Source organism: Pseudomonas sp. NMI760_13 (assembly GCF_021283245.1).
Classification (GTDB): domain Bacteria; phylum Pseudomonadota; class Gammaproteobacteria; order Pseudomonadales; family Pseudomonadaceae; genus Aquipseudomonas; species Aquipseudomonas peradeniyensis.
The window spans coordinates 287,414-307,599 of sequence record NZ_JAJSRC010000001.1; the positions used below are offsets into that span (position 1 = coordinate 287,414).

At 64.7% G+C, this 20,186-nt stretch carries 16 protein-coding genes and 1 pseudogene; 6 read left to right on the top strand and 11 right to left on the bottom strand.

Annotated features, from left to right (window positions below; all coding sequences use genetic code 11):
- Window positions 1-224: 224 nt before the first annotated feature.
- The gene (gene nadC, locus LU671_RS01235) at window positions 225-1,073 is read left to right on the top strand and encodes a carboxylating nicotinate-nucleotide diphosphorylase (protein WP_232854709.1); all 849 of its coding nucleotides are present in this window, start codon (window positions 225-227) and stop codon (window positions 1,071-1,073) included.
- 168 nt (window positions 1,074-1,241) lie between these two features.
- Here the strand turns inward: nadC and trxB are convergent, their stop codons facing one another.
- A complete protein-coding gene (gene trxB, locus LU671_RS01240) occupies window positions 1,242-2,198 on the bottom strand; it encodes a thioredoxin-disulfide reductase (protein WP_232854710.1) in 957 nt (318 codons plus the stop codon).
- A 315-nt stretch (window positions 2,199-2,513) separates the two neighbouring features.
- Between trxB and cysZ the strand changes: the two genes are divergently transcribed.
- A complete protein-coding gene (gene cysZ, locus LU671_RS01245) occupies window positions 2,514-3,242 on the top strand; it encodes a sulfate transporter CysZ (RefSeq protein WP_232854711.1) in 729 nt (242 codons plus the stop codon).
- Window positions 3,243-3,387: 145 nt separating this feature from the next.
- On the opposite strand, the gene LU671_RS29605 is transcribed toward cysZ, so the two are convergent.
- Both LU671_RS29605 and LU671_RS29610 read right to left on the bottom strand, forming a co-directional pair.
- On the bottom strand, window positions 3,388-3,819 hold the full coding sequence (locus LU671_RS29605) for a methyl-accepting chemotaxis protein (RefSeq protein WP_371923703.1): 432 nt from the start codon (window positions 3,817-3,819) through the stop codon (window positions 3,388-3,390).
- Window positions 3,820-3,981: 162 nt separating this feature from the next.
- A pseudogene (locus tag LU671_RS29610) lies at window positions 3,982-4,827 on the bottom strand (PAS domain-containing protein); the annotation flags it as partial.
- Between the two features lie 56 nt (window positions 4,828-4,883).
- Here LU671_RS29610 and LU671_RS01255 point away from each other — a divergent pair.
- On the top strand, window positions 4,884-6,095 hold the full coding sequence (locus LU671_RS01255) for a glycosyltransferase family 4 protein (protein ID WP_232854713.1): 1,212 nt from the start codon (window positions 4,884-4,886) through the stop codon (window positions 6,093-6,095).
- Here the strand turns inward: LU671_RS01255 and LU671_RS01260 are convergent.
- Window positions 6,064-7,167: an NADH:flavin oxidoreductase gene (locus LU671_RS01260; RefSeq protein ID WP_232854714.1), complete on the bottom strand. Its 1,104-nt coding sequence runs from the start codon at window positions 7,165-7,167 to the stop codon at window positions 6,064-6,066. The two genes, LU671_RS01255 and LU671_RS01260, sit on opposite strands and share 32 nt — an antisense overlap.
- A gap of 252 nt (window positions 7,168-7,419) precedes the next feature.
- Between LU671_RS01260 and LU671_RS01265 the strand changes: the two genes are divergently transcribed.
- Both LU671_RS01265 and LU671_RS01270 read left to right on the top strand, forming a co-directional pair.
- Window positions 7,420-7,767: an HPF/RaiA family ribosome-associated protein gene (locus LU671_RS01265; RefSeq protein ID WP_203647969.1), complete on the top strand. Its 348-nt coding sequence runs from the start codon at window positions 7,420-7,422 to the stop codon at window positions 7,765-7,767.
- 129 nt (window positions 7,768-7,896) lie between these two features.
- Window positions 7,897-8,196, top strand: a complete 300-nt coding sequence (locus LU671_RS01270) for a DUF3509 domain-containing protein (protein WP_198743699.1) — start codon at window positions 7,897-7,899, stop codon at window positions 8,194-8,196.
- 3 nt (window positions 8,197-8,199) lie between these two features.
- Here LU671_RS01270 and LU671_RS01275 read toward each other — a convergent pair whose 3' ends face one another.
- A complete protein-coding gene (locus LU671_RS01275; protein WP_050703765.1) occupies window positions 8,200-8,670 on the bottom strand; it encodes a phosphate-starvation-inducible protein PsiE in 471 nt (156 codons plus the stop codon).
- Window positions 8,671-8,892: 222 nt separating this feature from the next.
- On the opposite strand from LU671_RS01275, the gene LU671_RS01280 reads away from it, so the two are divergent.
- Window positions 8,893-9,156 carry a YebG family protein gene (locus LU671_RS01280; protein ID WP_186713189.1) on the top strand — a complete coding sequence of 88 codons (264 nt, stop codon included), beginning with the start codon at window positions 8,893-8,895 and terminating at the stop codon, window positions 9,154-9,156.
- A 69-nt stretch (window positions 9,157-9,225) separates the two neighbouring features.
- Here LU671_RS01280 and LU671_RS01285 read toward each other — a convergent pair whose 3' ends face one another.
- The 6 genes from LU671_RS01285 to LU671_RS01310 all read right to left on the bottom strand — a co-directional run bounded on the left by LU671_RS01285 (window position 9,226) and on the right by LU671_RS01310 (window position 20,160).
- Window positions 9,226-9,918, bottom strand: coding sequence for a sensor histidine kinase (locus tag LU671_RS01285; RefSeq protein ID WP_186713188.1), 693 nt, complete (start codon window positions 9,916-9,918; stop codon window positions 9,226-9,228).
- Window positions 9,915-11,522 carry a tetratricopeptide repeat protein gene (locus LU671_RS01290; RefSeq protein WP_232854715.1) on the bottom strand — a complete coding sequence of 536 codons (1,608 nt, stop codon included), beginning with the start codon at window positions 11,520-11,522 and terminating at the stop codon, window positions 9,915-9,917. The genes LU671_RS01285 and LU671_RS01290 overlap by 4 nt, the downstream gene beginning before the upstream one ends.
- Before the next feature lie 158 nt (window positions 11,523-11,680).
- A complete protein-coding gene (locus LU671_RS01295) occupies window positions 11,681-14,398 on the bottom strand; it encodes a LuxR C-terminal-related transcriptional regulator (protein ID WP_203647971.1) in 2,718 nt (905 codons plus the stop codon).
- 432 nt (window positions 14,399-14,830) lie between these two features.
- Window positions 14,831-16,195 carry a DUF1329 domain-containing protein gene (locus tag LU671_RS01300; protein WP_203647972.1) on the bottom strand — a complete coding sequence of 455 codons (1,365 nt, stop codon included), beginning with the start codon at window positions 16,193-16,195 and terminating at the stop codon, window positions 14,831-14,833.
- Between the two features lie 25 nt (window positions 16,196-16,220).
- Window positions 16,221-18,146 carry a DUF1302 domain-containing protein gene (locus LU671_RS01305; protein WP_232854716.1) on the bottom strand — a complete coding sequence of 642 codons (1,926 nt, stop codon included), beginning with the start codon at window positions 18,144-18,146 and terminating at the stop codon, window positions 16,221-16,223.
- 331 nt (window positions 18,147-18,477) lie between these two features.
- Window positions 18,478-20,160, bottom strand: coding sequence for a fatty acid--CoA ligase (locus LU671_RS01310; protein ID WP_232854717.1), 1,683 nt, complete (start codon window positions 20,158-20,160; stop codon window positions 18,478-18,480).
- Window positions 20,161-20,186: the final 26 nt, after the last annotated feature.

Consider the following 20,186-nt stretch of genomic DNA (forward strand, 5'->3'; position numbering starts at 1 on the left):
TTACGTTGTTCGACTGGAAGGGAATCGTCAAAGCTATGACGCCAAATACTGGGCGCTATTATCAGTGAAAACACTGATAGCTGCCAGCACGCCTTTCGCACGCCTCAACTGACAGTGCGTTCGCAAGAATGCTCAAACCGCCTGACCAAAGGTCATCGGCCCGGCAGCTGTACACGCAGCCCCCCTGCCCTATAATCGCCGGCACCTAGCTTGTGGAGCCGACCATGCCGAACCTACGCCTCGCCGACCTGACTGCCGAAATCGAAGCCAACGTGCGCCGCGCGCTGCTCGAGGACATCGGCAGCGGCGACATCACCGCCCAGCTGATCCCGGCCGAGCGCCTGGCCAAGGCGACCATCATCACCCGCGAGGACTGCGTGATCGCCGGCACCGCCTGGGTCGATACGGTATTCCGCCAGCTCGACCCACGGGTGGCGGTGCACTGGCAGGTGGCCGACGGTGAGCGGGCCACGGCCAACCAGGTGCTGTTCCACCTCGAAGGCCCGGCGCGCTCGCTGCTCAGCGGCGAACGCTCGGCATTGAACTTCCTGCAATTGCTCTCGGGTGTGGCAACCCGCGCGCGCTTCCTGGCCGACCTGGTGGAAGGCACCCAGGTGCGTCTGCTCGACACCCGCAAGACCCTGCCCGGCCTGCGCCTGGCGCAGAAGTACGCGGTCACCTGCGGCGGCTGCCACAACCATCGCATCGGCCTGTACGACGCCTTCCTGATCAAGGAAAACCATATCGCCGCCAGCGGTGGCGTGGCCGAGGCCGTGGCGGCGGCGCACCGCATCGCTCCGGGCAAGCCGGTGGAGATCGAGGTGGAAAGCCTGGACGAACTGCGCCAGGCGCTGGCGGCCGGGGCCGATATCGTCATGCTCGACGAGCTGACCCTGGACGAGATGCGCGAAGCGGTGCGCATCACCGCCGGCAAGGCCAAGCTGGAGGCCAGCGGCGGCGTCAACGAGACCACCCTGCGGGTGATCGCCGAGACGGGGGTGGACTACATCTCCATCGGCGCGATGACCAAGGATGTGAAGGCGGTGGACCTGTCGATGCGCCTGAGCCTTTAAGAGACTTGGCGCATCGACTGGCCTCTTCGCGGGTAAACCCGCGCCCACAGAAATGCGGTGCCCCCTGTGGGAGCGGGTTTACCCGCGAAGAGGCCAGTCAAGGCACAGCAGATTCAAGACATGAAAAAACCGGCCAGAGGGCCGGTTTTTTCATGCTGTGGTACCGACTCAGGCGTTGGCCAGGCCGTCCAGGTAGCGCTCGACGTCCAGGGCCGCCATGCAGCCGGCGCCGGCCGAGGTGATGGCCTGGCGGTAGACGTGGTCGGCCACGTCGCCGGCGGCGAACACGCCCTCGACGTTGGTGGCGGTGGCATTGCCTTCACGGCCGCCGTGGACCACCAGGTAGCCGTCCTTCAAGGTCAGCTGGCCTTCGAACAGCGAGGTGTTCGGGGTGTGACCGATGGCGATGAACACGCCGTCGACCTTGACTTCGTCGAAGCTGCCGTCGTTGTTCTTCAGGCGCGCACCGGTCACGCCCATGTTGTCACCCAGCACTTCGTCCAGGGTGGCGTTGAGCTTGAGCTCGATCTTGCCTTCGGCGACACGGGCGTGCAGCTTGTCGATCAGGATCTTCTCGGCGCGGAAGGTGTCGCGGCGGTGGACCAGGGTCACCTTGCTGGCGATGTTGGCCAGATACAGTGCTTCTTCCACTGCGGTGTTGCCGCCACCGACCACGGCGACCGGCTTGTTGCGGTAGAAGAAACCGTCGCAGGTGGCGCAGGCCGACACGCCCTTGCCCATGAAGGTCTCTTCCGACGGCAGGCCCAGGTAGCGGGCGCTGGCACCGGTGGCGACGATCAGCGCGTCGCAGGTGTAGGTGCCGCTGTCACCCTGCAGGGTGAACGGCTTGTTGGCCAGGTCGACGGCGTTGATGTGGTCGAAGACGATCTCGGTCTCGAAGCGCTCGGCGTGCTCCTGCATGCGCTGCATCAGGGCCGGGCCGGTCAGGCCGTGGGGGTCGCCCGGCCAGTTGTCGACTTCGGTGGTGGTGGTCAACTGGCCGCCGGCCTGCATGCCGGTGATCAGCAGCGGCTTGAGGTTGGCGCGGGCGGCATATACCGCGGCGCTGTAACCGGCAGGGCCGGAACCGAGAATGATGACGCGCGAATGACGTACTTCAGACATGTCGAACTCCTGTCGAGCGGGCCGCACGGGTCCAGCATCTAGGTGCCGGTTGCGCCAGCTGGAATTAAAAGGGACCCACGCAGCACTTGGGGAAGGCTACAACGCGTTGGTCCAAAACCGAAAAAGTTGAGCGCACTGTAGCGAGGCCGCAGAGATTAAGGAAATATCCTTCGACAATCCACCTTATAGACAGTCTCTATCCGACAACCATTGTCCCAGTGCTTTGTTACACGCCGTTTCCCAGAGGTGCGGCTCCTTCCGTCGGCGCGCCAAACTCGGTAAGGTCAGCGCGTTTTCCTCAAGCGGAGCATTCCGATGCAAGCCCCCGTCCTGTCCGGCCCCCAGTACCTGCGCGAGGGCCTGAAACTGGTCCTGAGCCCGAACCTGCGCCTGTTCGTGCTGCTGCCCCTGGCGGTCAACCTGCTGCTGTTCGGCGGCCTGATCTACTTCGCCGGCCATCAGTTCAGCCTGTGGGTCGATACGCTGATGCCCACCCTGCCCGACTGGCTGAGTTTCCTCACCTACATCCTGTGGCCGCTGTTCGTCGCCCTGGTGCTGTTGATGGTGTTCTTCACCTTCACCCTGCTGGCCAACATCATCGCCGCGCCGTTCAACGGTTTCCTGGCGGAAAAGGTCGAGGTGGTGGTGCGTGGCCAGGACAACTTCCCGCCCTTCAGCTGGGCCGAGCTGGTAGCCATGGTGCCACGCACCCTCAGCCGCGAGATGCGCAAGCTGGGCTATTTCCTGCCGCGGGCCATCGGCCTGTTCATCCTCTCGTTCATCCCGGTGGCGAACGTGATCGCCGCGCCGCTGTGGTTGGTGTTCGGCATCTGGATGATGGCCATCCAGTACATCGACTACCCGGCGGACAACAACAAGATGAGCTGGCAGGACATGCTCGCCTGGCTGCGGCAGAAGCGCTGGCAGTCGATGGGCTTTGGCGGGATCACTTATCTCGCGTTGATGATTCCGGGGGTCAACGTGCTGATGATGCCGGCGGCGGTGGCCGGGGCGACGCTGTTCTGGGTGCGTGAGCGCACCTGAGCGCCCACAATCCTGTAGGAGCGGCCTTGTGCCGCGAAAGGGTGCGAAGCGCCCCAGGGTTCATGCGTCAAGCTGAGATCGCCGGGGCCGCTTTGCGGCCCTTTCGCGGCACAAGGCCGCTCCTACACAGGCGGTGTGAAGCCAATCAGTGGCTCAACTGGCTGGAAAACTGCCCCACCGCATCCACCACCTTCTTCGCCCCTTCCTGGATCTCGACGATCACCCCGCCAGTATCGGCGGCCAGGGCCAGGCCCTGCTCGGCCTGACGCTTGCTGGTGTCGATGATGTCCACCGCGGCCTGGGCCAGCTGTTCGTTCTGCTGCACCACCTTGGCGATCTCCTCGGTGGCGCTGCTGGTGCGCGAGGCCAGCTGGCGCACTTCGTCGGCGACCACGGCAAAGCCACGCCCCTGCTCGCCGGCGCGGGCGGCCTCGATGGCGGCGTTGAGCGCCAGCAGGTTGGTCTGCCCGGCGATGTCGCTGATGGTCTTGATGATCGCGCCGATCACCTTCGACTGCTTGTCCAGCGCCTGGATGCCATCGGCGGCGTCCTGCATCGAACCTTCCAGGCCGCGCATCACCTCGACGGTCTGGGTCACCACGTCGGTGGCCTTGCGCGCGCTGTCGTCGGTCTCCAGCGAGGTGGTGTAGGCGATGTCGGCGGCCTGGGCCACGGCCAGCTCCTGGTTGACCTGATCGGTGATCACGGTGGCGAACTTGACCACCTTGTACAGCACGTCATGGGCGTCGATGATCGGGTTGTACGAAGCCTCCAGCCAGACCACGCGGCCATGGGCATCGATGCGCTTGAAACGCTCGGCGACGAACTCACCGCGACGCAGCCGGTTCCAGAACTCCTGGTAGGCCGCCGAGTTGGCCTCCTCCGGCTCGCAGAAAATCCGGTGATACTTGCCACGGATCTGCTCCAGGCTGTAGCCCATGGTCTGCAGGAAACGGTCGTTGGCGGTCAGCACCTGGCCTTCGAGGTTGAACTCGATCACCGCGGTGGAGCGCATCAGCGCCTTGATCAGGCTCTCGTGCTCGCGGGAAGTCTCGATGGTGCGGGTCAGGTCGCTGGAGTGCAGGGAGAAGTACTTGATACGCCCCTGGCTGTCCTTGACCGGTTGCAGGATCGAACGCAGCCAGGCCTCGTCACCGTTGCCGCGCAGCAGACGGAAGGCGCCGTTGAGGTGCTCGCCACGGGTGATGGCGTGCTTCATGCGCTGGTAGAAATCGAGCTTCTTCACATGCGCCGGCACGATCTCTTCGATGTTGCGCCCGATCAGTTGCTCGGCGCGATAGCCCATCTCGGCCTCGAAGTTGTTGTTTACCGACTCGATGCGCCCCTGGGGGTCGAGCTGGAGCACCAGCATCTCGCTGTCGAGGCTGTTCTTGACCTGCTCGATGGACATCAGCTCTTCGCGCAGTTGCTGGATTTCTTTCTTCAGTTTGCTGTTGAACATGGCCGCTCTCCCGGAGCGAATTCCTGTAGTCGAATGCCTCTGCATCGGCTGCGTGACAAGAGTTCTTGAGTGCGTTGCAAGGAAATATTCAAACGGGTGCAAGTGCCGGAAATCAGGCGTCATACGCACGTCACAAAGACGTCACATGGGCGCAACGGGGGCGGCCCAGACTTTTCCCCATGAGCACACCGTCCCTGCGTATCACCCTGGTCAGCGAAACCTTCCCACCCGAGATCAATGGCGTGGCCAACACCCTTGGCCGCCTCAGCGAAGGGCTGCGCCTGCGCGGCCACCAGGTGGAGCTGATCCGCCCGCGCCAGGCCACCGACAACGGGACCGGCAACGACGAAACCCTGCTGCTGTGCCGGGGTTGGCCATTGCCGGGCTACCCTGGCCTGCAATGGGGCGAGGTGTCGATGCACAAGCTGTGGCGCCGCTGGCGCCGGCAACGCCCGGATGTGCTGTACATCGCCACCGAAGGCCCGTTGGGCCTGAGCGCCCTGCGCGCCGCCCGGCGACTGGGCGTGGCGGTGGTCAGCGGCTTTCACACCAACTTCCCGCAGTATTCGGGACAATATGGCCTGGGCCTGCTGTCACGACTGCTCACCCACTACCTGCGCTGGTTCCACCGGCGCACCGCCATCACCCTGGTGCCCAGCGCCAGCCAGCGCCTGGAGCTGGAGCGCCGCGGCTTCGAACGGCTCGGCCTGATGGCCCGCGGGGTCGACGCCAGCCTGTTCAACCCGGCACGGCGCAATCAGGCCCTGCGCGAGCAGTGGGGGCTGGGTGTGGATGACATTGCCGTGCTGCATGTCGGGCGCCTGGCCGCAGAGAAGAACCTGGCCCTGCTGCGCCCTTGCATGGAGGCCCTGGGCAAGGCCTATCCGCAGCGGCGGCTGCGCCTGGTGATCGTCGGCGATGGCCCGATGCGTGGCCAGCTCGAACAGCAACTGCCCAATGCCATGTTCTGTGGCGCACAGCGCGGCGAGGTGCTGGCCGAGCACTACGCGAGCGGCGACCTGTTCCTGTTCCCGAGCCTGACCGAAACCTTCGGCAACGTCGTGCTCGAGGCGCTCGCCTCGGGCCTGGCCGTGGTCGCCTACGACGAGGCCGCCGCCGCCCAGCATATCCGCCACGGCCACAGCGGCGCCCTGGCCATGCCGGGGGACCAGGCGGCGTTCATCGACGCCGCCTGCTGGTTGCTGGAGGAAGGCGAAACCCTGCGCCGGGTGCGCCTCAATGCCCGCCAACACGCCAGCCGCCAGGGCTGGCTGGCGATCGTCGAGCAGTTCGAGGGCTACTTGTACGGCGCCTGCCGCGAGCCGCATGCTGCCCGCGAACAGGCCCTGCCGCTGGTGATCAAGCCAGGGTCGTCAGCGCCTCACGGCTGAACGGCAGCACATCGTCCTCACGCCCGTCCCGCACTTTGCGCGCCCACTCGGCATCCACCAGCAGGGCGCGGCCCACGGCCACCAGGTCGAACTCCTGGTCCTGCAAGCGGCGCAACAGCCCTTCGAGGCTGGCGGGCTTGGCCACCTTGTCGGTGGCCACCATGAACTGCAGGAACTCGCCGTCCAGGCCGACACTGCCCACGGTGATGGTCGGCTTGCCGGTGAGCTGGCGGGTCCAGCCGGCGAGGTTCAGCTCGCTGCCCTCGAATTCCGGCTCCCAGAAGCGCCGGGTGGAGCAGTGGAAGATATCCACGCCGGCCTCGGACAAGGGCTTGAGGAACGCTGCCAGGGCCTCGGGGGTTTGCACCAGGCGCGCGCTGTAGTCCTGCTGCTTCCATTGCGAGAAACGCAGGATGATCGGAAAGTCCGGGCCGACGGCCGCGCGCACGGCCTGGATCAGTTCGATGGCGAAACGCGAGCGCCCGGCCAGGTCACCGCCGTACTCGTCATCGCGACGATTGCTGGCGTCCCAGAAGAACTGGTCGATCAGGTAGCCGTGAGCGCCATGGATCTCCACGCCGTCCATGCCGATGGCCTGGGCATCGTGCGCCGCCTGGGCGAAGGCGGCGATCACCTCGCGGATATCCTCCCGGCTCATGCCGTGGACCAGCACCTGGCCGTCCTTTTCCTTGCCGCTCGGGCCATAGCCCGGAACCGCGGCGTCCGGCTCGGTACCCAGGCGGCGCACACTGCCCACGTGCCACAGCTGCGGCACGATGCGCCCGCCCTCGGCATGCACGGCCTCGACCACGCGCTTCCAGCCGGCCAGGGCATCCTCACCGTGGAAACGCGGCACGTTGGGGTAGCCGTTGGCGGCCTTGTGCCCGACCGTGGTGCCCTCGGTGATGATCAGGCCGACACCGGCGGCGGCACGGCGGCGGTAGTACTCGACCACGCCGTCGTGGGGCACGCCGCCGGGGCAGAAGGTACGGGTCATCGGCGCCATGACCACGCGGGTCGGCAAGTCGAGGGAGCCGAGGGTGAAAGGCTGGAACAGAGGGTTGCTGGACATGCGGCGCTCCCGAGGGATGAGATGGATGCGCCCGAGCTTAGGGGCCACCAGGTGCGTGTCACAGCATCATTGATTGCAGTGATCGGCAGGTATCGCTGCGAGCGGGCCGATTTGCAACAGGAAATTTATTTTGCAAAAGGGCTTGAATTCGTCCGGCGGTTGCCTGACTTTAGAGTCAAGAGGCGCAGAAAACCCAACGCCCTCAGTGGCCTAGGCACGCCTCTCGCGAGCAAGCTGAATAAGGATTGAATCATGCAAATCCAGGTCAACAGCAGCAACCAGATCCAAGGCAACGTCCGCTTGAACGAGTGGGTCCGCAGCACACTGCAGAGCAGCCTCGAACGTTACGAGGACGACCTCACCCGTATCGAAGTCCACTTGCGCGACGACAACGGCGCCAAGCCCGGACCGCACGACAAACGCTGCCAGATGGAGGCTCGCCCCAAAGGCCACCAGCCGATTTCCGTGACCCACACCGCCACTTCGCTGGAACATGCCGTCGATGGCGCCGCCAGCAAGCTGAACCACGCCCTGGAGCACTTCTACGGTAAGCTGCGCAGCAAGCGCGCTATCCTGGAACAGAGCGATCCAGACGCCTGACACTCGAATGTGTCCAATGAAAACGCCCGGCCTTGCGCCGGGCGTTTTCATTGCGTGCCGATCAGCGGGCCTGAACCAACCCACCCTTGCCCCGGTCAACCCCTGCAGTCATTCAGTGCAGGACCGACCATGAACAACCCTTTCGACCAGATCAGCGCCGCCTTCGCCCCCGAATACCGGGTCAACCTGAGCATCGAGCGCCTGGACGGCAGCATCATGCTGACCCTGTCCGACGACAGCGGCGTGGTCGCCAGGCGCCTGATCAGCCAGGCCCAGCGCAACGATCCGGTGCGCCTGCAGCGGGTCATCGACAGCATCCGCCTGGGCCTGGCCATCGAGCTGGGGCAGAACCCACTTGAGGTGCTGGCGGCCCTGACCCGCACCTGGCATGGCGAACAGCGCTTTCCCGCCGCCGGCATTGCCAACTGAGGGCTACTTGCTCTCGTCCACTTCCTTGCCGCTGGCATCCAGCGCCTTGGTCGACGGGTAGCGGTAGGAGGCGTAGCGCACCACCAGGATGGCGAAGGCCAGCAGCAGGATGCCGCCACACACGTACAGCAGCCCGACATCCGGTGCCTTGTGGTGCGAGACGTCGCCGATCAGCAGGCGGGTCAATGCAGTGATCGCCACGTAGAGCAGGAAGCGAATCGGCATGTGGTTGGTCTTGAAGTAGATCCCCACCATCGCCCCCAGCTCCAGGTAGATGAACAGCAGCAGGATGTCATCGACGCTGACCCCGCCCTTGCCCAGCATGTCCAGGAAGGTCACCACCGCCGCATAGGCGGTGATCGCGCCGATGCCGAACAGCGCCAGGTAGTGGAAGGCTTCCACGCACAGGTTGCCCAGCGAGTCGGCGGAGCCGTGCAGGCCCTTGCGCAGTCTTTCTGCCCATTTGATGTTCACGATGTTCGATTCCTAGATACGGCTGAAGGTCTTGTGCCATGCAGTTAAAGGGCCACGGCCACTGTCTTGGAAGGCGGCCGATTGCCGCAGGGCACCTGTGGGCTACGCTGATTTTCAGTTTGCCGGGCCATCATTGCGGTTGCAGGGCGATGGCCTGGCGATGTACTGTATAAAAATACAGTTATCCGTAACCCCATCAGCAAAAAGGCACAGAGGTGATGAATGGCCGTCGAAGTGGTGTACCGCAGCAGCCGCGACCCGGAGCGCTTGTTCATGGATAAGGCCGAAGCAGACCGTCACGACAAGATGCTCGAACTGGCCGAACGCCTGGCCGAGGTACTGCACAAAGCCGTACCGTCGCTGAGCGAACAGCAAGTCGAGGAAGCCGGTATCTACATGGCCAAGAACCGCGACGTGTTCGCCCGGGCGTTCAAGAGCCAGCCGGATGCGCTGGCCGAACTGCTCGAAGGCGCAGCAGCCGAGTGATGGCTGCACCGGCCATTTCGCGGCCCCTTCGCGCCTGAGGCGGCACGGCGGCCAACGCCGTGCTGCGGTTCAAGGCAGGTACAAGCGGAACAAGCCGCCCCCCAGCGTACCGCCATTGGCGATCTCGATCCGCCCGCGCACGCCGTTGCGCTCATGCAGCGCGGCAATTCGCGCGGCGAAGTACAACCCCAGTCCGGTACTGCCGCTCTGCGAATCGATGCCCTGCACGTAGTCGTGCTGGCGCTCGAGCATGCGCTGTGGATAACCGGCGCCATCGTCGTTGACACTGATCACCAACTGCTCGCCCTCTTCCTCGATGCTGATCAGCAGGGCGTGCCCAGCATAGCGGATGGCGTTGGTAAGCACGTTGGCCACCACCGAGGCGACCAGCTCACGGTCGAAGAAACCCAACGGGCTTTCGGTCTCGATACGCCAGGTGGCGAGGATGTCGCGGTGCTTGATCACGTCTTCCTGGGCCGCCAGCTGGGCCTCGATGAAGTCGTCCAGTTCGTGGTAGTCGGGGCAGATGGGCAACTGGTTGACGCCCAGCTTGTACAGCCCCAGCAACTGCACGAGCATGCCGTTCAGGTGGCTGAGTTCATGCTCCACCACGCCCTGCTCGATACCGCCGCGCAACTCTTCGGGCAGGCGCGCCAGCCACTGGCTGTGGGCGTGGGTGAGCGCCGAAAGAGAGTTTTTCAGGTCGTGCACGGTGGAGGCGATCACCGTGGAGAAGTCCAGCCCCTGGTTGTCCTGGTTCATGCGCCGAAGACCCGGATGTGCAGTTTGCGGTAACGGTCATAGCGACTGTCGCTGGCGGGAATGCCGGCCACGCTGGTGAGGCAGTCGCGACACTCCTGCATCAGCGCCGGCGGTGGCGTCTCGCCGCCGATGCGCAGCAGTGCCTGGGCGGTGTTCAGGGCGATGCTGATGTTCTTCGGCTGCAACGACAACGCCTTGCGGAACATGCCCAGCGCTTCGTTGAGCTGGCCGCCCTGGTAGCTGCGCACGCCCTGGCGGTTGAGGTCCACGGCTTCGGTCACCGCCCCCAGCACCAGCGGGTCGTCGGTGAGCTTGGCGACGCTCTGCATGACCTTGGGGTCGTCGCCGTAGGTTTCCACGCAACCCTTGAGAATCGAGGTACCCGCCGCATCCTGGCCAAGTTGCTGCAACTGCTTGGCCACCGTCAGCGCCGCCTCCACGGAGAAGAACTGATCCATCTTCTCCAGGCGCTGCATGGCCTGCTCGGTGAGCTTGGCGGCGGTTTCCGGGTCGCCGGCCTGCTGCAGGCTGGCGGCCTTCATCAGGCGCGCGCGCACCTGCAGGCCCTGGTCCTCGACGTTTTCCTTGGCCACCTCGCTGAGCACGGTGTTGATCTCGACCCGGGTACGGGCATCGAGACCGTTGCCGCTGTTCTTGTTCATCAACGCCTGGACCAGCCCCAGATTACTCTCGGCGTCCTTGTAGCGCGAACTCTGCCCCTGGTTCACCGCATGGCGAAAGGCCTTGGAGGCACTCTCGAAGTCGGCGTTGTCCAGCGCCAGCTTGCCCAGCGCGGCCTGGCGGCGCACGGCGAGCGGCGACAGACGCACCGCCTCCTCGAGCATGTGCTGGGCACGCCGGGTCTCGCCCTGGGCCACCAGCACCTCGGCCATGCCATCGTAAAGGTTGGGCATGATCGGGAAGGCCTTGAGGGCCTGCTCGTAGACACCCTGGGCCTGGGCATTCTGCCCGCGCTTGTGCAACAGGCTGCCGAGCGCGGCGTAGACCCAGGGCTGTGGGCGGCTGGCGAGGATGTTCTTGAGGAACTTCTCCAGCTCCTCGAAGCGATTGAGGTCGCGCAGGGCGTCGGCGCGATAGCGCAGGCACAGCGGGGCGAAGCGCGGGTCCTTCTTGCACAGCTCGGCGCAAGCGGCGAGCACTTCGGCCGGGCGCCCGCGATCAAGGGCTTGGAGAATGGGCTTGAGCAGCGTCTTGCGCTGGGTCAGCTTCTCCAGGCGCTGGGCCAGGCCGACCCGGTTGAAGGGTTTGGTCAGGTAAGCGTCGGGCTCGTGTTCGATGGCACTGAGCACGATGGACTGGCTGCTTTCGGCGGTAACCATGATGAACACGCATTCATGGCTGATCAGCTTGTCGAGGATCATGTCCTCGAGCACCTGCTGGCCGTTCTTCTTGCCGTCCCCCAGGTGAAAGTCCTGGAGAATGAAGTCATAGCGCTTCTGCCCGCACATGCGCAGCGCCTGTTCGCCACTGTCGGCGGTGTCGACGTCGCGCACGCCCAGCTCGCGAAGCATCGAGCGGGTCGAGGTGCGGAAGTCGGTGAAGTCGTCGACGATCAGAAAGCTTTTTTGCCCATACTGCAGCATCAACACGACCTGTATTGAAAAAAGTGGGGAAGTGGCGCGTGGCGATGCATACCGCCGAGGTCTGTATCGGCAGCGGTTCGGGAAAGATGAGCCCGGAAAGGTAACGCCGAATGATGGCCTAAAGCCATTATCTTAACGGCCGACCTCGCCCCAAGCCACTAGACCAGCAAGCCAAGGGACTTGGCCCTGGCCACCGCCTGGGTGCGGCGCTCGACACCGAGCTTGCTGTTGATATGGCTGGCGTGGGTCTTGACCGTGTGCAGGGAGATGAACAGGCGCTCGCTGATCTGCTGGTTGGAGCAGCCCTGGGCGATCAGTTCCAGGACCGCAAACTCGCGGCCGCTCAGGGCCTCGGTGGCACCGCCGCCGGTAGCCAGGGCCTGCGGCAGATGGGCCAGCAGATCGCTCTGCGCCGGGCAGGCCACACGCCCCGTCAACTGCTCGCGCAGCCAGTGTGGCTGCTCTTCGATCAAGCGTTGGAAGGCCTGCAGGGCACCGCCCTGGGCCGCTTCCAGGGCAGGTGCGAGCAACCTGGCCGCTTCGGCGTCACGCCCCTCGGCCAGCAGCAGAGCGATCAATTGGCACTGCGCGCTGACCACCAGCGTCATGCCACCGCTGGCCTGGCCCCGCTCGACCAGCGTGCGCAACCGCGCTTCGGCATCACCGGGGCGGGCCAGCACCCGTTCCAGCAAGGCCTGCTGCAATTCGATGTGCAGCGGCAACAGCGGGTGGAACTCCGGCGCGGCCGCAGGCTGCTCGCCACCGTAGGTCTGCCCCAGGCGCAGCAGCCAGGACTCGGCCAGGTCCGTTCGGCCCTGGGCCAACCAGAGCTCGCACTTCACCAGGGTAATCATGGCCAGGTAGAAGATCGGCGGCACGTCCCAGATATGCATCAGCCGCTCCGCCTCGGCCAGTTCCGAGAACGCCTCGGCAAAACGCCCTTCGCGACCGTCCAGCGAGGCGATCACGCAATGCCCGATCAGGACGCTGATGTCGCGGCAGCTGCGCGCCTCGCTGAGCCCGGCGCGCAAGCGCGCACGGCCCTGGGCACAGTGCAGGCGGGCCGCCAGCAAGTAGCCCTCGTACAGGGTCAGGCGCGCGCGCACGGCATACAGGCGTTGCCCCGAAAGGCCCTGCAACCGCTGCAATCCCTGGCGCACTTCGTCCAGGGCGCGCAGCACCTCGCCGCGGGCGTGCAGTACCCGCGCCCGATCGTAATGGGCCAGGGCTTCGAACAGCGGGTTGCCGACCCGTTGCGCCAATTCGAGTGCTTCGCGGTTCCAGCCCCGCGCCCGCCAGAAATCGCCATCGGCGATGGCCAGGTTCGACAAGGTCGACAGGCACACCAGGCGCTGGCCGTAGCGTTTGTTCGGCAGGCTCTGCAGCGCTTCGCCACAGTAAGCGAGTGTCCGCTCCCGATCGCCGCGGCCACGGGCAATGACCCCGCTCAGGGCCAACCATTGGGCCAGCATCGACTTCTGCGCGGTGGCCGACGGCGCGGGCAGGAAGCGGCTCAGGTAGGCCGCCAGCTCCTCGGCGGCGTCCAGTTGGCAGGCCAACCCCAGGGCCCAGCTGTACAGGACGATCAGCCTGGGCGTGCTGATCAACAGGCTGTCGGGCAGGTCCATCTTCCAGCGCAGCAGCATGCCGACATTCTGCTCCGCCAGCAGTTGCTCCTCGGACAGGCTCTGTACCAGGTCCGCCGCCACGTCCAGATGGCCCGCGCGCAGGGCCTGCTCCACCGCCTCGTCCAGCAGACCCTGCCCTTCGAACCAGCGGCAGGCGCGCAGGTGCAGCCCCGCCAGCGGCTCGCTGGCCTGCCGGCTGCGCAGCAGGTCGGAGAACAGGTGGTGATAGCGGAACCACAGCCCATGCTCGTCGAGCGGCACCAGGAACACCTGGTGGGCCTGCAGGTAGCTCAGGATCTCGCCGCTGTCATGGCGCTCGCGCAGGGCGTCGCACAATTCGGCGCAGAAACGCTCCTGGCAGGCAGTCTCGTAGAGAAACGCCTGCACGGGGGCCGGCAGGATGTCGATGACTTCCTCCAGCAGGTAGTCGCGGATCAGTCCTTCGCCGCCATGCAGCGCCTGGGGCAAGGCGTGGTCCTCGCCGGACTCGCTGGCCGCCAGTTGCCAGAAACGCAGCCCCGCCACCCAACCGTCGCTGCGCTGGATCAGGTTATCCAGGGCCTGGCCGCGCAAACCGGTGGGCTGGCGGCCGATCACGGCCAACGCTTCATCGGGGGTCAGGCGCAGGTCCTGCTCGTTGAGTTCGACCAGTTGCCGTGACAGGCGCAGGCGCGCCAAGTGCCAATCGGGCCGCTGGCGGCTGGTGACCAGCAGGACCAACCCGGCCGGCAGATGGTTGAGGAAGAACTGCAGGCAACGATCGAGCACCGGCCCCTGGGCCAGGTGGTAGTCGTCCAGCACCAGCAGCAAGGGCGTGTCCGGCTGCAGGTAGAGCGCGAGTTCATCAAGCAGGCCGTCGAGCCACTCTTCGAAGGCGAAGGGTTGATGCCGCTGGCGCATCTTCAAAAGCCCCAGAGCCTGGCCGCCGAGTGCCGGGCAGAATTGCTGCAAGCCTTCGAGCAAGCGTTCGAGGAAGCGCCCCGGATCGGCATCGCGCTGGCTCAACCCGAGCCAGAGGCTGCGCCAGTGGCTGGGCAATGCCTGGCAGAACTCGACGGCCAGCGAACTCTTGCCGAAACCCGCCGGCGCGTTCACCAGCAACAGGCGCCCCGCCAGGCCACTTTGCAGGCGCTGGCACAGGCGTGCTCTGGGGACGTGTGTTTCCGGCAGCGGCGGCCGGAAGAAACGCCCATCCAGCAGGCCCAGGGCCTGGCTGGCGACTCCGTGGGTACGGGACAGGTCTGTCATGGCCGGCTCGTTCTGATTGGAATTAGGGCGGCGTTAGATTCAGCCCTTTCAAGGTGTTGGTAATAGGCGCGCGGCTTGGAGTTGCCGGGGCTGCTTTGCAGTCCTTCGCGGCACAAGGCCGCTCCTACAGGGAAGCGCGGTCGTCTGTAGGAGCGGCCTTGTGCCGCGAAAGGGTCGCAAAGCGGCCCCGGCACTCTTGAACCTGAGCGGCCATATCCCAAAAATCGCAAAAACCTTGAAAGGGATGGGCGTTACGGCTTGTTGCGAGACTAGCGGCAAACGCGGCGCATTTGAAGATGATGCAGCCGCTTTGCCGCAAAAAGACTACGACAAAAAGAAACAGGTAGCCCGATCTCACACCCACATGAACAGAAACGCCCCGGCAAGCCGGGGCGTTCTGGGAGATCAAACGGAGTTGCGATGCCTGTCAGCTCAACGCACACCGTCCTGACGCAGGGCTGCCGGCTGGAACTCGGCCTTGCTGGCGCTGAAGCCGAAGTTGTAGGCGCTCTTCTCTTCGTTCTTCATGCCCAGGGCCAGGTAGCGACCCGACTGCAGGTCGTAGATGGCCTCCAGGGTGTACCACGGCACCTGCACGTTGTAGTACGGCTGGGCGTGGGCCTCGGAAATGCGCCACAGCTGGTTGCGACCGTCGTACTGGTCGATCACCGCGGCCTGCCAGGTGTCCTCGTCGATGTAGAAGTCACGCTTGGCATAGATGTGACGCTGGCCTGGCTTGAGGGTCGCAACCACGTGCCAGACGCGGCGCAGCTCGTAGCGCGACAGGTCCTGGTTGATGTGCCCGGCCTTGATGATGTCGCTGTACTTGAGCTTCGGATCATCCAGCTTGTAGGCGTTGGAGGCGATGTACATCTCCTTCTTGCCTTCGAGTTTCCAGTCGTAACGGTCCGGCGCGCCGTTGTACATGTCCAGGTTGTCGGAGGTGCGCAGGCCGTCGGCGGCGGTACCCGGGCCGTCGTACGACACTTGCGGCGCCTGGCGCACGCGGCGCTGGCCGGCGTTGTAGATCCACGCCTTGCGCGGTTCCTTGACCTGGTCGAGGGTCTCGTGGACCAGCAGCACGGTCCCGGCCAGACGCGACGGCGCGGTTACTTTCTGCTTGAAGTAGAACAGGATGTTGCCCGGGTTGGCCGGATCGTAGTCATTCATCTTGTCGCGGAACACGAACTGGTCCTGGAAGTACACCAGGCTGTACGAGCCGTTCTGCTGCGGGGTGGCCTGGGTGACCAGGCGGGTCACGCTGCCGCCACGGTAGCGGGTGATGTGGTTCCAGATCACCTCCAGGCCGTCCTTGGGAATAGGGAACGGCACGGCGGTGCGGAAGTTCTCCAGGCCGTTGCCGCCCGTGACCAAGGTGGTCTTGGTGGCGTTTTCCTTGATCGCGGCGAACACATCGTCCGGTACCGTGGAACCACGGTGGGTCTTGTACACTGGGATCTTGTAAGTGTCCGGATAGCGCTTGAACATGGCAACCTGACCAGGCGAGAGCTTGTCCTTGTACTGGTCGACGTTCTGCGCGGTGATGGTAAACAGCGGTTTTTCGCTGGCGTAAGGGTCGGACAGGAAGCCCTTGGCGTCGGCGCTGCCAGCGCTCTTGGACAGCGGTTCCCACGGGCCGATCGAGCCATCGGCGTTACCGGCCTTCTCCGCGCCCATCGGGGTCAGCGTGGAACCCAGCTTGGCCGCTTCGGTGGCGGAAACCGCAGCCATGACGCTGGTTGCCAGCAGGGACATGCCCAGTACACCGGCTTGCAGCAGACGTGTGGTCATTTTCATTGTGTGTCGTCCTGGATCAGGTTTCTTAGAAGTTCACGCCGAAGCTGAGGGCGACGAAGTCGCGATCATCCACGGTGGTGTACTTGCCATCGAAGAAGTTGGTGTACGACAGGCTCGCCGTGTAGGTGTTCTGGTACTCGGCGTCCAGGCCAAGGCTGACCGCCTTGCGGCCTTCCTCGAAGTTGCCGCCTGGGCCCGGGGAGTAACCGTCGACGTCATGCGACCAGGCCACGCTCGGGCGCAGGTTCACACCGGCGAAGACGTTGTTGTAGTCCCAGATGGCGCGGACGCGATAACCCCAGGAGTCGGAGGTGGTGAAGCCGTCGTTTTCGCAGTAGCGCGACAGGTTGTTCTGCTCGACGCCTGCCAGCGTGGTGGCGTTGAGGCTCTGGCAGCGGCCACTGGGCAGCGGGCCTGGCCCGTAGACCGGGTCGCGGCCGTAGCGCATCTTCGAGGTGCTTTCCAGGCCACCGACGTGCGTCCAGCCTACCTCGCCGACCATGGTCAGACGCTCGGCGCCCATGACCTGGTCGAAGAAGTGGGTGAACGTGGTCTGCAGCTGGGTGATTTCCTTGCGACGATAGCCAGGCTGGTCGGTGTTCGGCGTGCCTTTCAGGACCGATGCGTTCGGATCGAGTGGCGTCAGGCCCGAATACAGGATGTCGGTGGTGTTCAGTTGCACCGGCGCATTCGGGCGATAGCTGATCTCGCCGCTCCAGGCCGTGCCGGTAGGCAAGGTGGTGGAGAAGCTCAGGCCGTACAGGCGAATATCCTCGGGGTATTCGACGTAGTAGCTGGAGTTACCGGCGACATACAACGGCATCAGTTGTTGGAGCAACGCCGGGTTGGTCGCCGCGCCCGCTGGAACCCCAGCGCCGATCAGTGCGCCAGCCAGGTTGGCCGGGTTGTAGAAGCGCGCAGCGGCGCCTCGACCACTGAAGATCGGCGCACGGCTGTGATAGTTCATGAAGTAGCCACCGAACTCGGTATTCAGCGGCTCGTACATGTAGCGCAGCGCAACACCGAACTGGCCACTGTCCCGCGCATCACGGTCAGGACCACGACGCACGATCACACCTTCGTCAGGCGAGCCCCAGGAAACGCCCTGTGCCGCCAGCGCACGCATGGTCGGCCCCGAGAGCGCCCCCAGGCGTCCCGCCACGGCCGATTGCTTGGCCAGCACCGCCAGGTTGTTGTTGCAACCATCGGCGATTACGTCGGGCTGGGAGAAGAAGGTGCCGCAGTTGTCGACGACGGTCTGGTCCCACTCGATCTGGTAGAAGCCTTCGGCGGTCAGGTTGTCGGTCACGCTCTGCGACAGGTAGAACATGTTGACCGGGATCAGGCCTTCCTTGATCTCCGCACCCGGGCGGCGGAACGCCGAGACGTCGATGGGGTTGATGGCGTTGATGCCCCCCCCGATGAAGGTACTTTCACCCCAGCTCACCACCTGCTTGCCCAGGCGCACGGTGCCCGGCAGGTCGGCGATGCTGTAGTTGTGGTAGACGAAAGCGTCGAGCAGCTCCGCGCCCGAGGACTTGGCGCCCTCCTTGCGGTTGGAGTCGCTGATGTCCTTGAACTCGCGGTTTTCATCCTTGAGCTCGAAGTCATACCAGTACTTGCCGCGGACGAACACGCCGGTGTCGCCGTACTTGAGCTCCAGGTCGTGGATACCCTTGAAGATCTTCGAGAAGGTCTCGCCCTTCTTGAAGTTCAGGTGGCCATCGTCGGAGGTCTGCGACAGCCCCCTGCCGCCGTTGTTGGCCCCGATGAGGTTCTTGTTGGGGTTGGCAGTCGACCAGCTGGCGCCAACGGAGAGCGAGGAGTCGAACTGGCCTTCGATTTCACCGATGTTGAAGCTGACAGCGAAAGCAGGACTTGCGAGCGTGGAAGCGAGGCTGACGGCCAGGGGCAGTTTCGCCCGGCGCCAGAACAGGTTTGCAGATGTCATCGACGCTACTCCATGTACTTTTTTGTTATGGCAGTGAGTCCTTTCAGAAACGGCTCGAGCGCCCGGTGAAGCAGGCTCCTGCCCGTGGCGCCGCGCGTTGCCGCGTGGCGCCCTCCCCCATTCCTGAAAATCCCCTGACCCGACTATAGCCAGCGGTCACAGGTGCTTGATCCCTCTAAAGTGTGATTTGCGCGTCCCGCTTGCGGCCCACCCCGATCGGCCGGCCTGCGCGCTGGCAGTGCTCAAGCATGGCTCAATTCTACCGTTTGACAAGGCGCCATCCTGTCTAGCCTGCGGGGTCGCGCTGGAAAAAGCGCGACCCGCGCCCGGGTTACAGGGTGGAGAGGAAAGCGCTGTTACTGGCCTGCCACTGGCTGATATCCACGCGGATACGCTTCTTGTCGAGCTTGCCGACGCTGGTCTTGGGAATTTCAGTAACAAGGGCGATCTGGCTGGGAATCGCCCACTTGTTGATGTGCCCCTGCTCGACGAAAGGCTTGAGGTGTTCCTTGAGCGCGCGCGCATCGATGCTCTGCCCCTCGCGCACCACCAGCAATGCGAACGGGCGCTCGCCCCACTGCGGATCGGGCACCCCGACCACCGCGACCTCGCGCACCGCCGGGTGACGGCTGACCAGGTCTTCGAGGTCGAGCGACGAGATCCATTCACCACCGGTCTTGATCACATCCTTGATGCGGTCGCGGATGTCGATGAAGCCCATGCCGTCCAGCGTCGCGACATCGCCGGTGTGCAGCCAGCCGCCCTGCCAGAGCTCCTCGCCCTTTTCCGGTTCGCGGAAGTAGCCCATGGTCAGCCAGGGCGCGCGCAGCACCAGTTCGCCCTGGGTCTCGCCATCGGCGGGCAGGAAGTTGCCATTGCCATCGACGATGGCGGCCTCGACCAGGGGCACCGGCACGCCGGCCTTGATCCGGTAGCTGGTGCGCTCATCCTCGCTGCCGGCCTGCAACTCGTCGTTCAGGTGCGCGGCACTGATCAGCGGGCAGGTCTCGGACATGCCGTAGGCGGCGGTGAGCTGGATGCCCCGGGCCAGCGCCGCCTGGTACAAGGCGCGGTTGAGCGCGCTGCCGCCGATGATGATCTTCCAGCCGCCGAAATCCTGGCCGGCCGCCGACGGGCAGTTGAGCAGCATCTGCAGGATGGTCGGCACGCAGTGGGAAAAGGTGACCTTCTCCTCGCGCCACAGCCTGATCAGCATGTCCGGCTCGTAGCGCCCCGGGTAGACCTGCTTGATACCCATCATGGTCGCCGCGTAGGGGATGCCCCAGGCGTGCACATGGAACATCGGCGTGATCGGCATGTAGACGTCGTTGCTGCTCAGCAGCCTCACGCTGTCCAGGCTGCCCAGCACCGAAGTTTCGGCCAGGGTGTGCAGCACCAGCTGGCGATGGGTGAAATACACCCCCTTGGGATTGCCGGTGGTGCCGGTGGTGTAGAAGGTGGTGGCCACCGAGTTCTCGTCGAAGTCGGGGAAGTCGTACTGCGGGCTGGCGGCAGCCAGCAGTTGCTCGTACTCGCCCACCAGGTTCGGCAGGTCGGCGGTCTTGTCCGGGCCGTCGGTCAGCAGCAGGGTCTTGTCGACCGTGGTCAGCTGCCCGGCGATGCCCTGGTAGAGGCCGATGAAATCACTGTTGACCAGCACGAAGCGGTCTTCGGCGTGATTCATGGTGTAGAGGATCTGCTCGGGCGACAGGCGCACGTTGATGGTGTGTACCACGGCGCCGATCATCGGGATGGCGAACATGCACTCCAGGTAACGGTGGCTGTCCCAGTCCATCACCGCCACGGTGTCACCGGCCTTCACACCGGCCGCGGTCAACACATTGGCCAGGCGGGCGATGCGCTCGTTCAACTGCGGGTAAGTGAGGCGGATCTGGTCGCGGTAGACGATCTCGCGGGTCTTCTCGTAGCGGCTGCCGGACATCAGCAGGCGCTTGATCAGCAACGGGTATTGGTAGGCGCCCTCGGCGGGCTTGATGATGCGTGTCTGCAACATGGGTATCCCTTTTCTTCAATACGGGC

Bases quoted from the DNA above. Each gene is read 5' to 3' on its own strand.
- LU671_RS01290 (WP_232854715.1), bottom strand. From the start codon at position 11,522: ATGCTGCAGTATGGGCAAAAAAGCTTTCTGATCGTCGACGACTTCACC.
- LU671_RS01285 (WP_186713188.1), bottom strand. From the start codon at position 9,918: ATGAACCAGGACAACCAGGGGCTGGACTTCTCCACGGTGATCGCCTCC.
- nadC (WP_232854709.1), top strand. From the start codon at position 225: ATGCCGAACCTACGCCTCGCCGACCTGACTGCCGAAATCGAAGCCAAC.
- LU671_RS01305 (WP_232854716.1), bottom strand. From the start codon at position 18,146: ATGACATCTGCAAACCTGTTCTGGCGCCGGGCGAAACTGCCCCTGGCC.
- LU671_RS01310 (WP_232854717.1), bottom strand. From the start codon at position 20,160: ATGTTGCAGACACGCATCATCAAGCCCGCCGAGGGCGCCTACCAATAC.
- cysZ (WP_232854711.1), top strand. From the start codon at position 2,514: ATGCAAGCCCCCGTCCTGTCCGGCCCCCAGTACCTGCGCGAGGGCCTG.
- trxB (WP_232854710.1), bottom strand. From the start codon at position 2,198: ATGTCTGAAGTACGTCATTCGCGCGTCATCATTCTCGGTTCCGGCCCT.
- LU671_RS01260 (WP_232854714.1), bottom strand. From the start codon at position 7,167: ATGTCCAGCAACCCTCTGTTCCAGCCTTTCACCCTCGGCTCCCTCGAC.
- LU671_RS01300 (WP_203647972.1), bottom strand. From the start codon at position 16,195: ATGAAAATGACCACACGTCTGCTGCAAGCCGGTGTACTGGGCATGTCC.
- LU671_RS01295 (WP_203647971.1), bottom strand. From the start codon at position 14,398: ATGACAGACCTGTCCCGTACCCACGGAGTCGCCAGCCAGGCCCTGGGC.
- LU671_RS01255 (WP_232854713.1), top strand. From the start codon at position 4,884: ATGAGCACACCGTCCCTGCGTATCACCCTGGTCAGCGAAACCTTCCCA.
- LU671_RS01270 (WP_198743699.1), top strand. From the start codon at position 7,897: ATGAACAACCCTTTCGACCAGATCAGCGCCGCCTTCGCCCCCGAATAC.
- LU671_RS29605 (WP_371923703.1), bottom strand. From the start codon at position 3,819: ATGCGCGGCCTGGAAGGTTCGATGCAGGACGCCGCCGATGGCATCCAG.
- LU671_RS01265 (WP_203647969.1), top strand. From the start codon at position 7,420: ATGCAAATCCAGGTCAACAGCAGCAACCAGATCCAAGGCAACGTCCGC.
- LU671_RS01280 (WP_186713189.1), top strand. From the start codon at position 8,893: ATGGCCGTCGAAGTGGTGTACCGCAGCAGCCGCGACCCGGAGCGCTTG.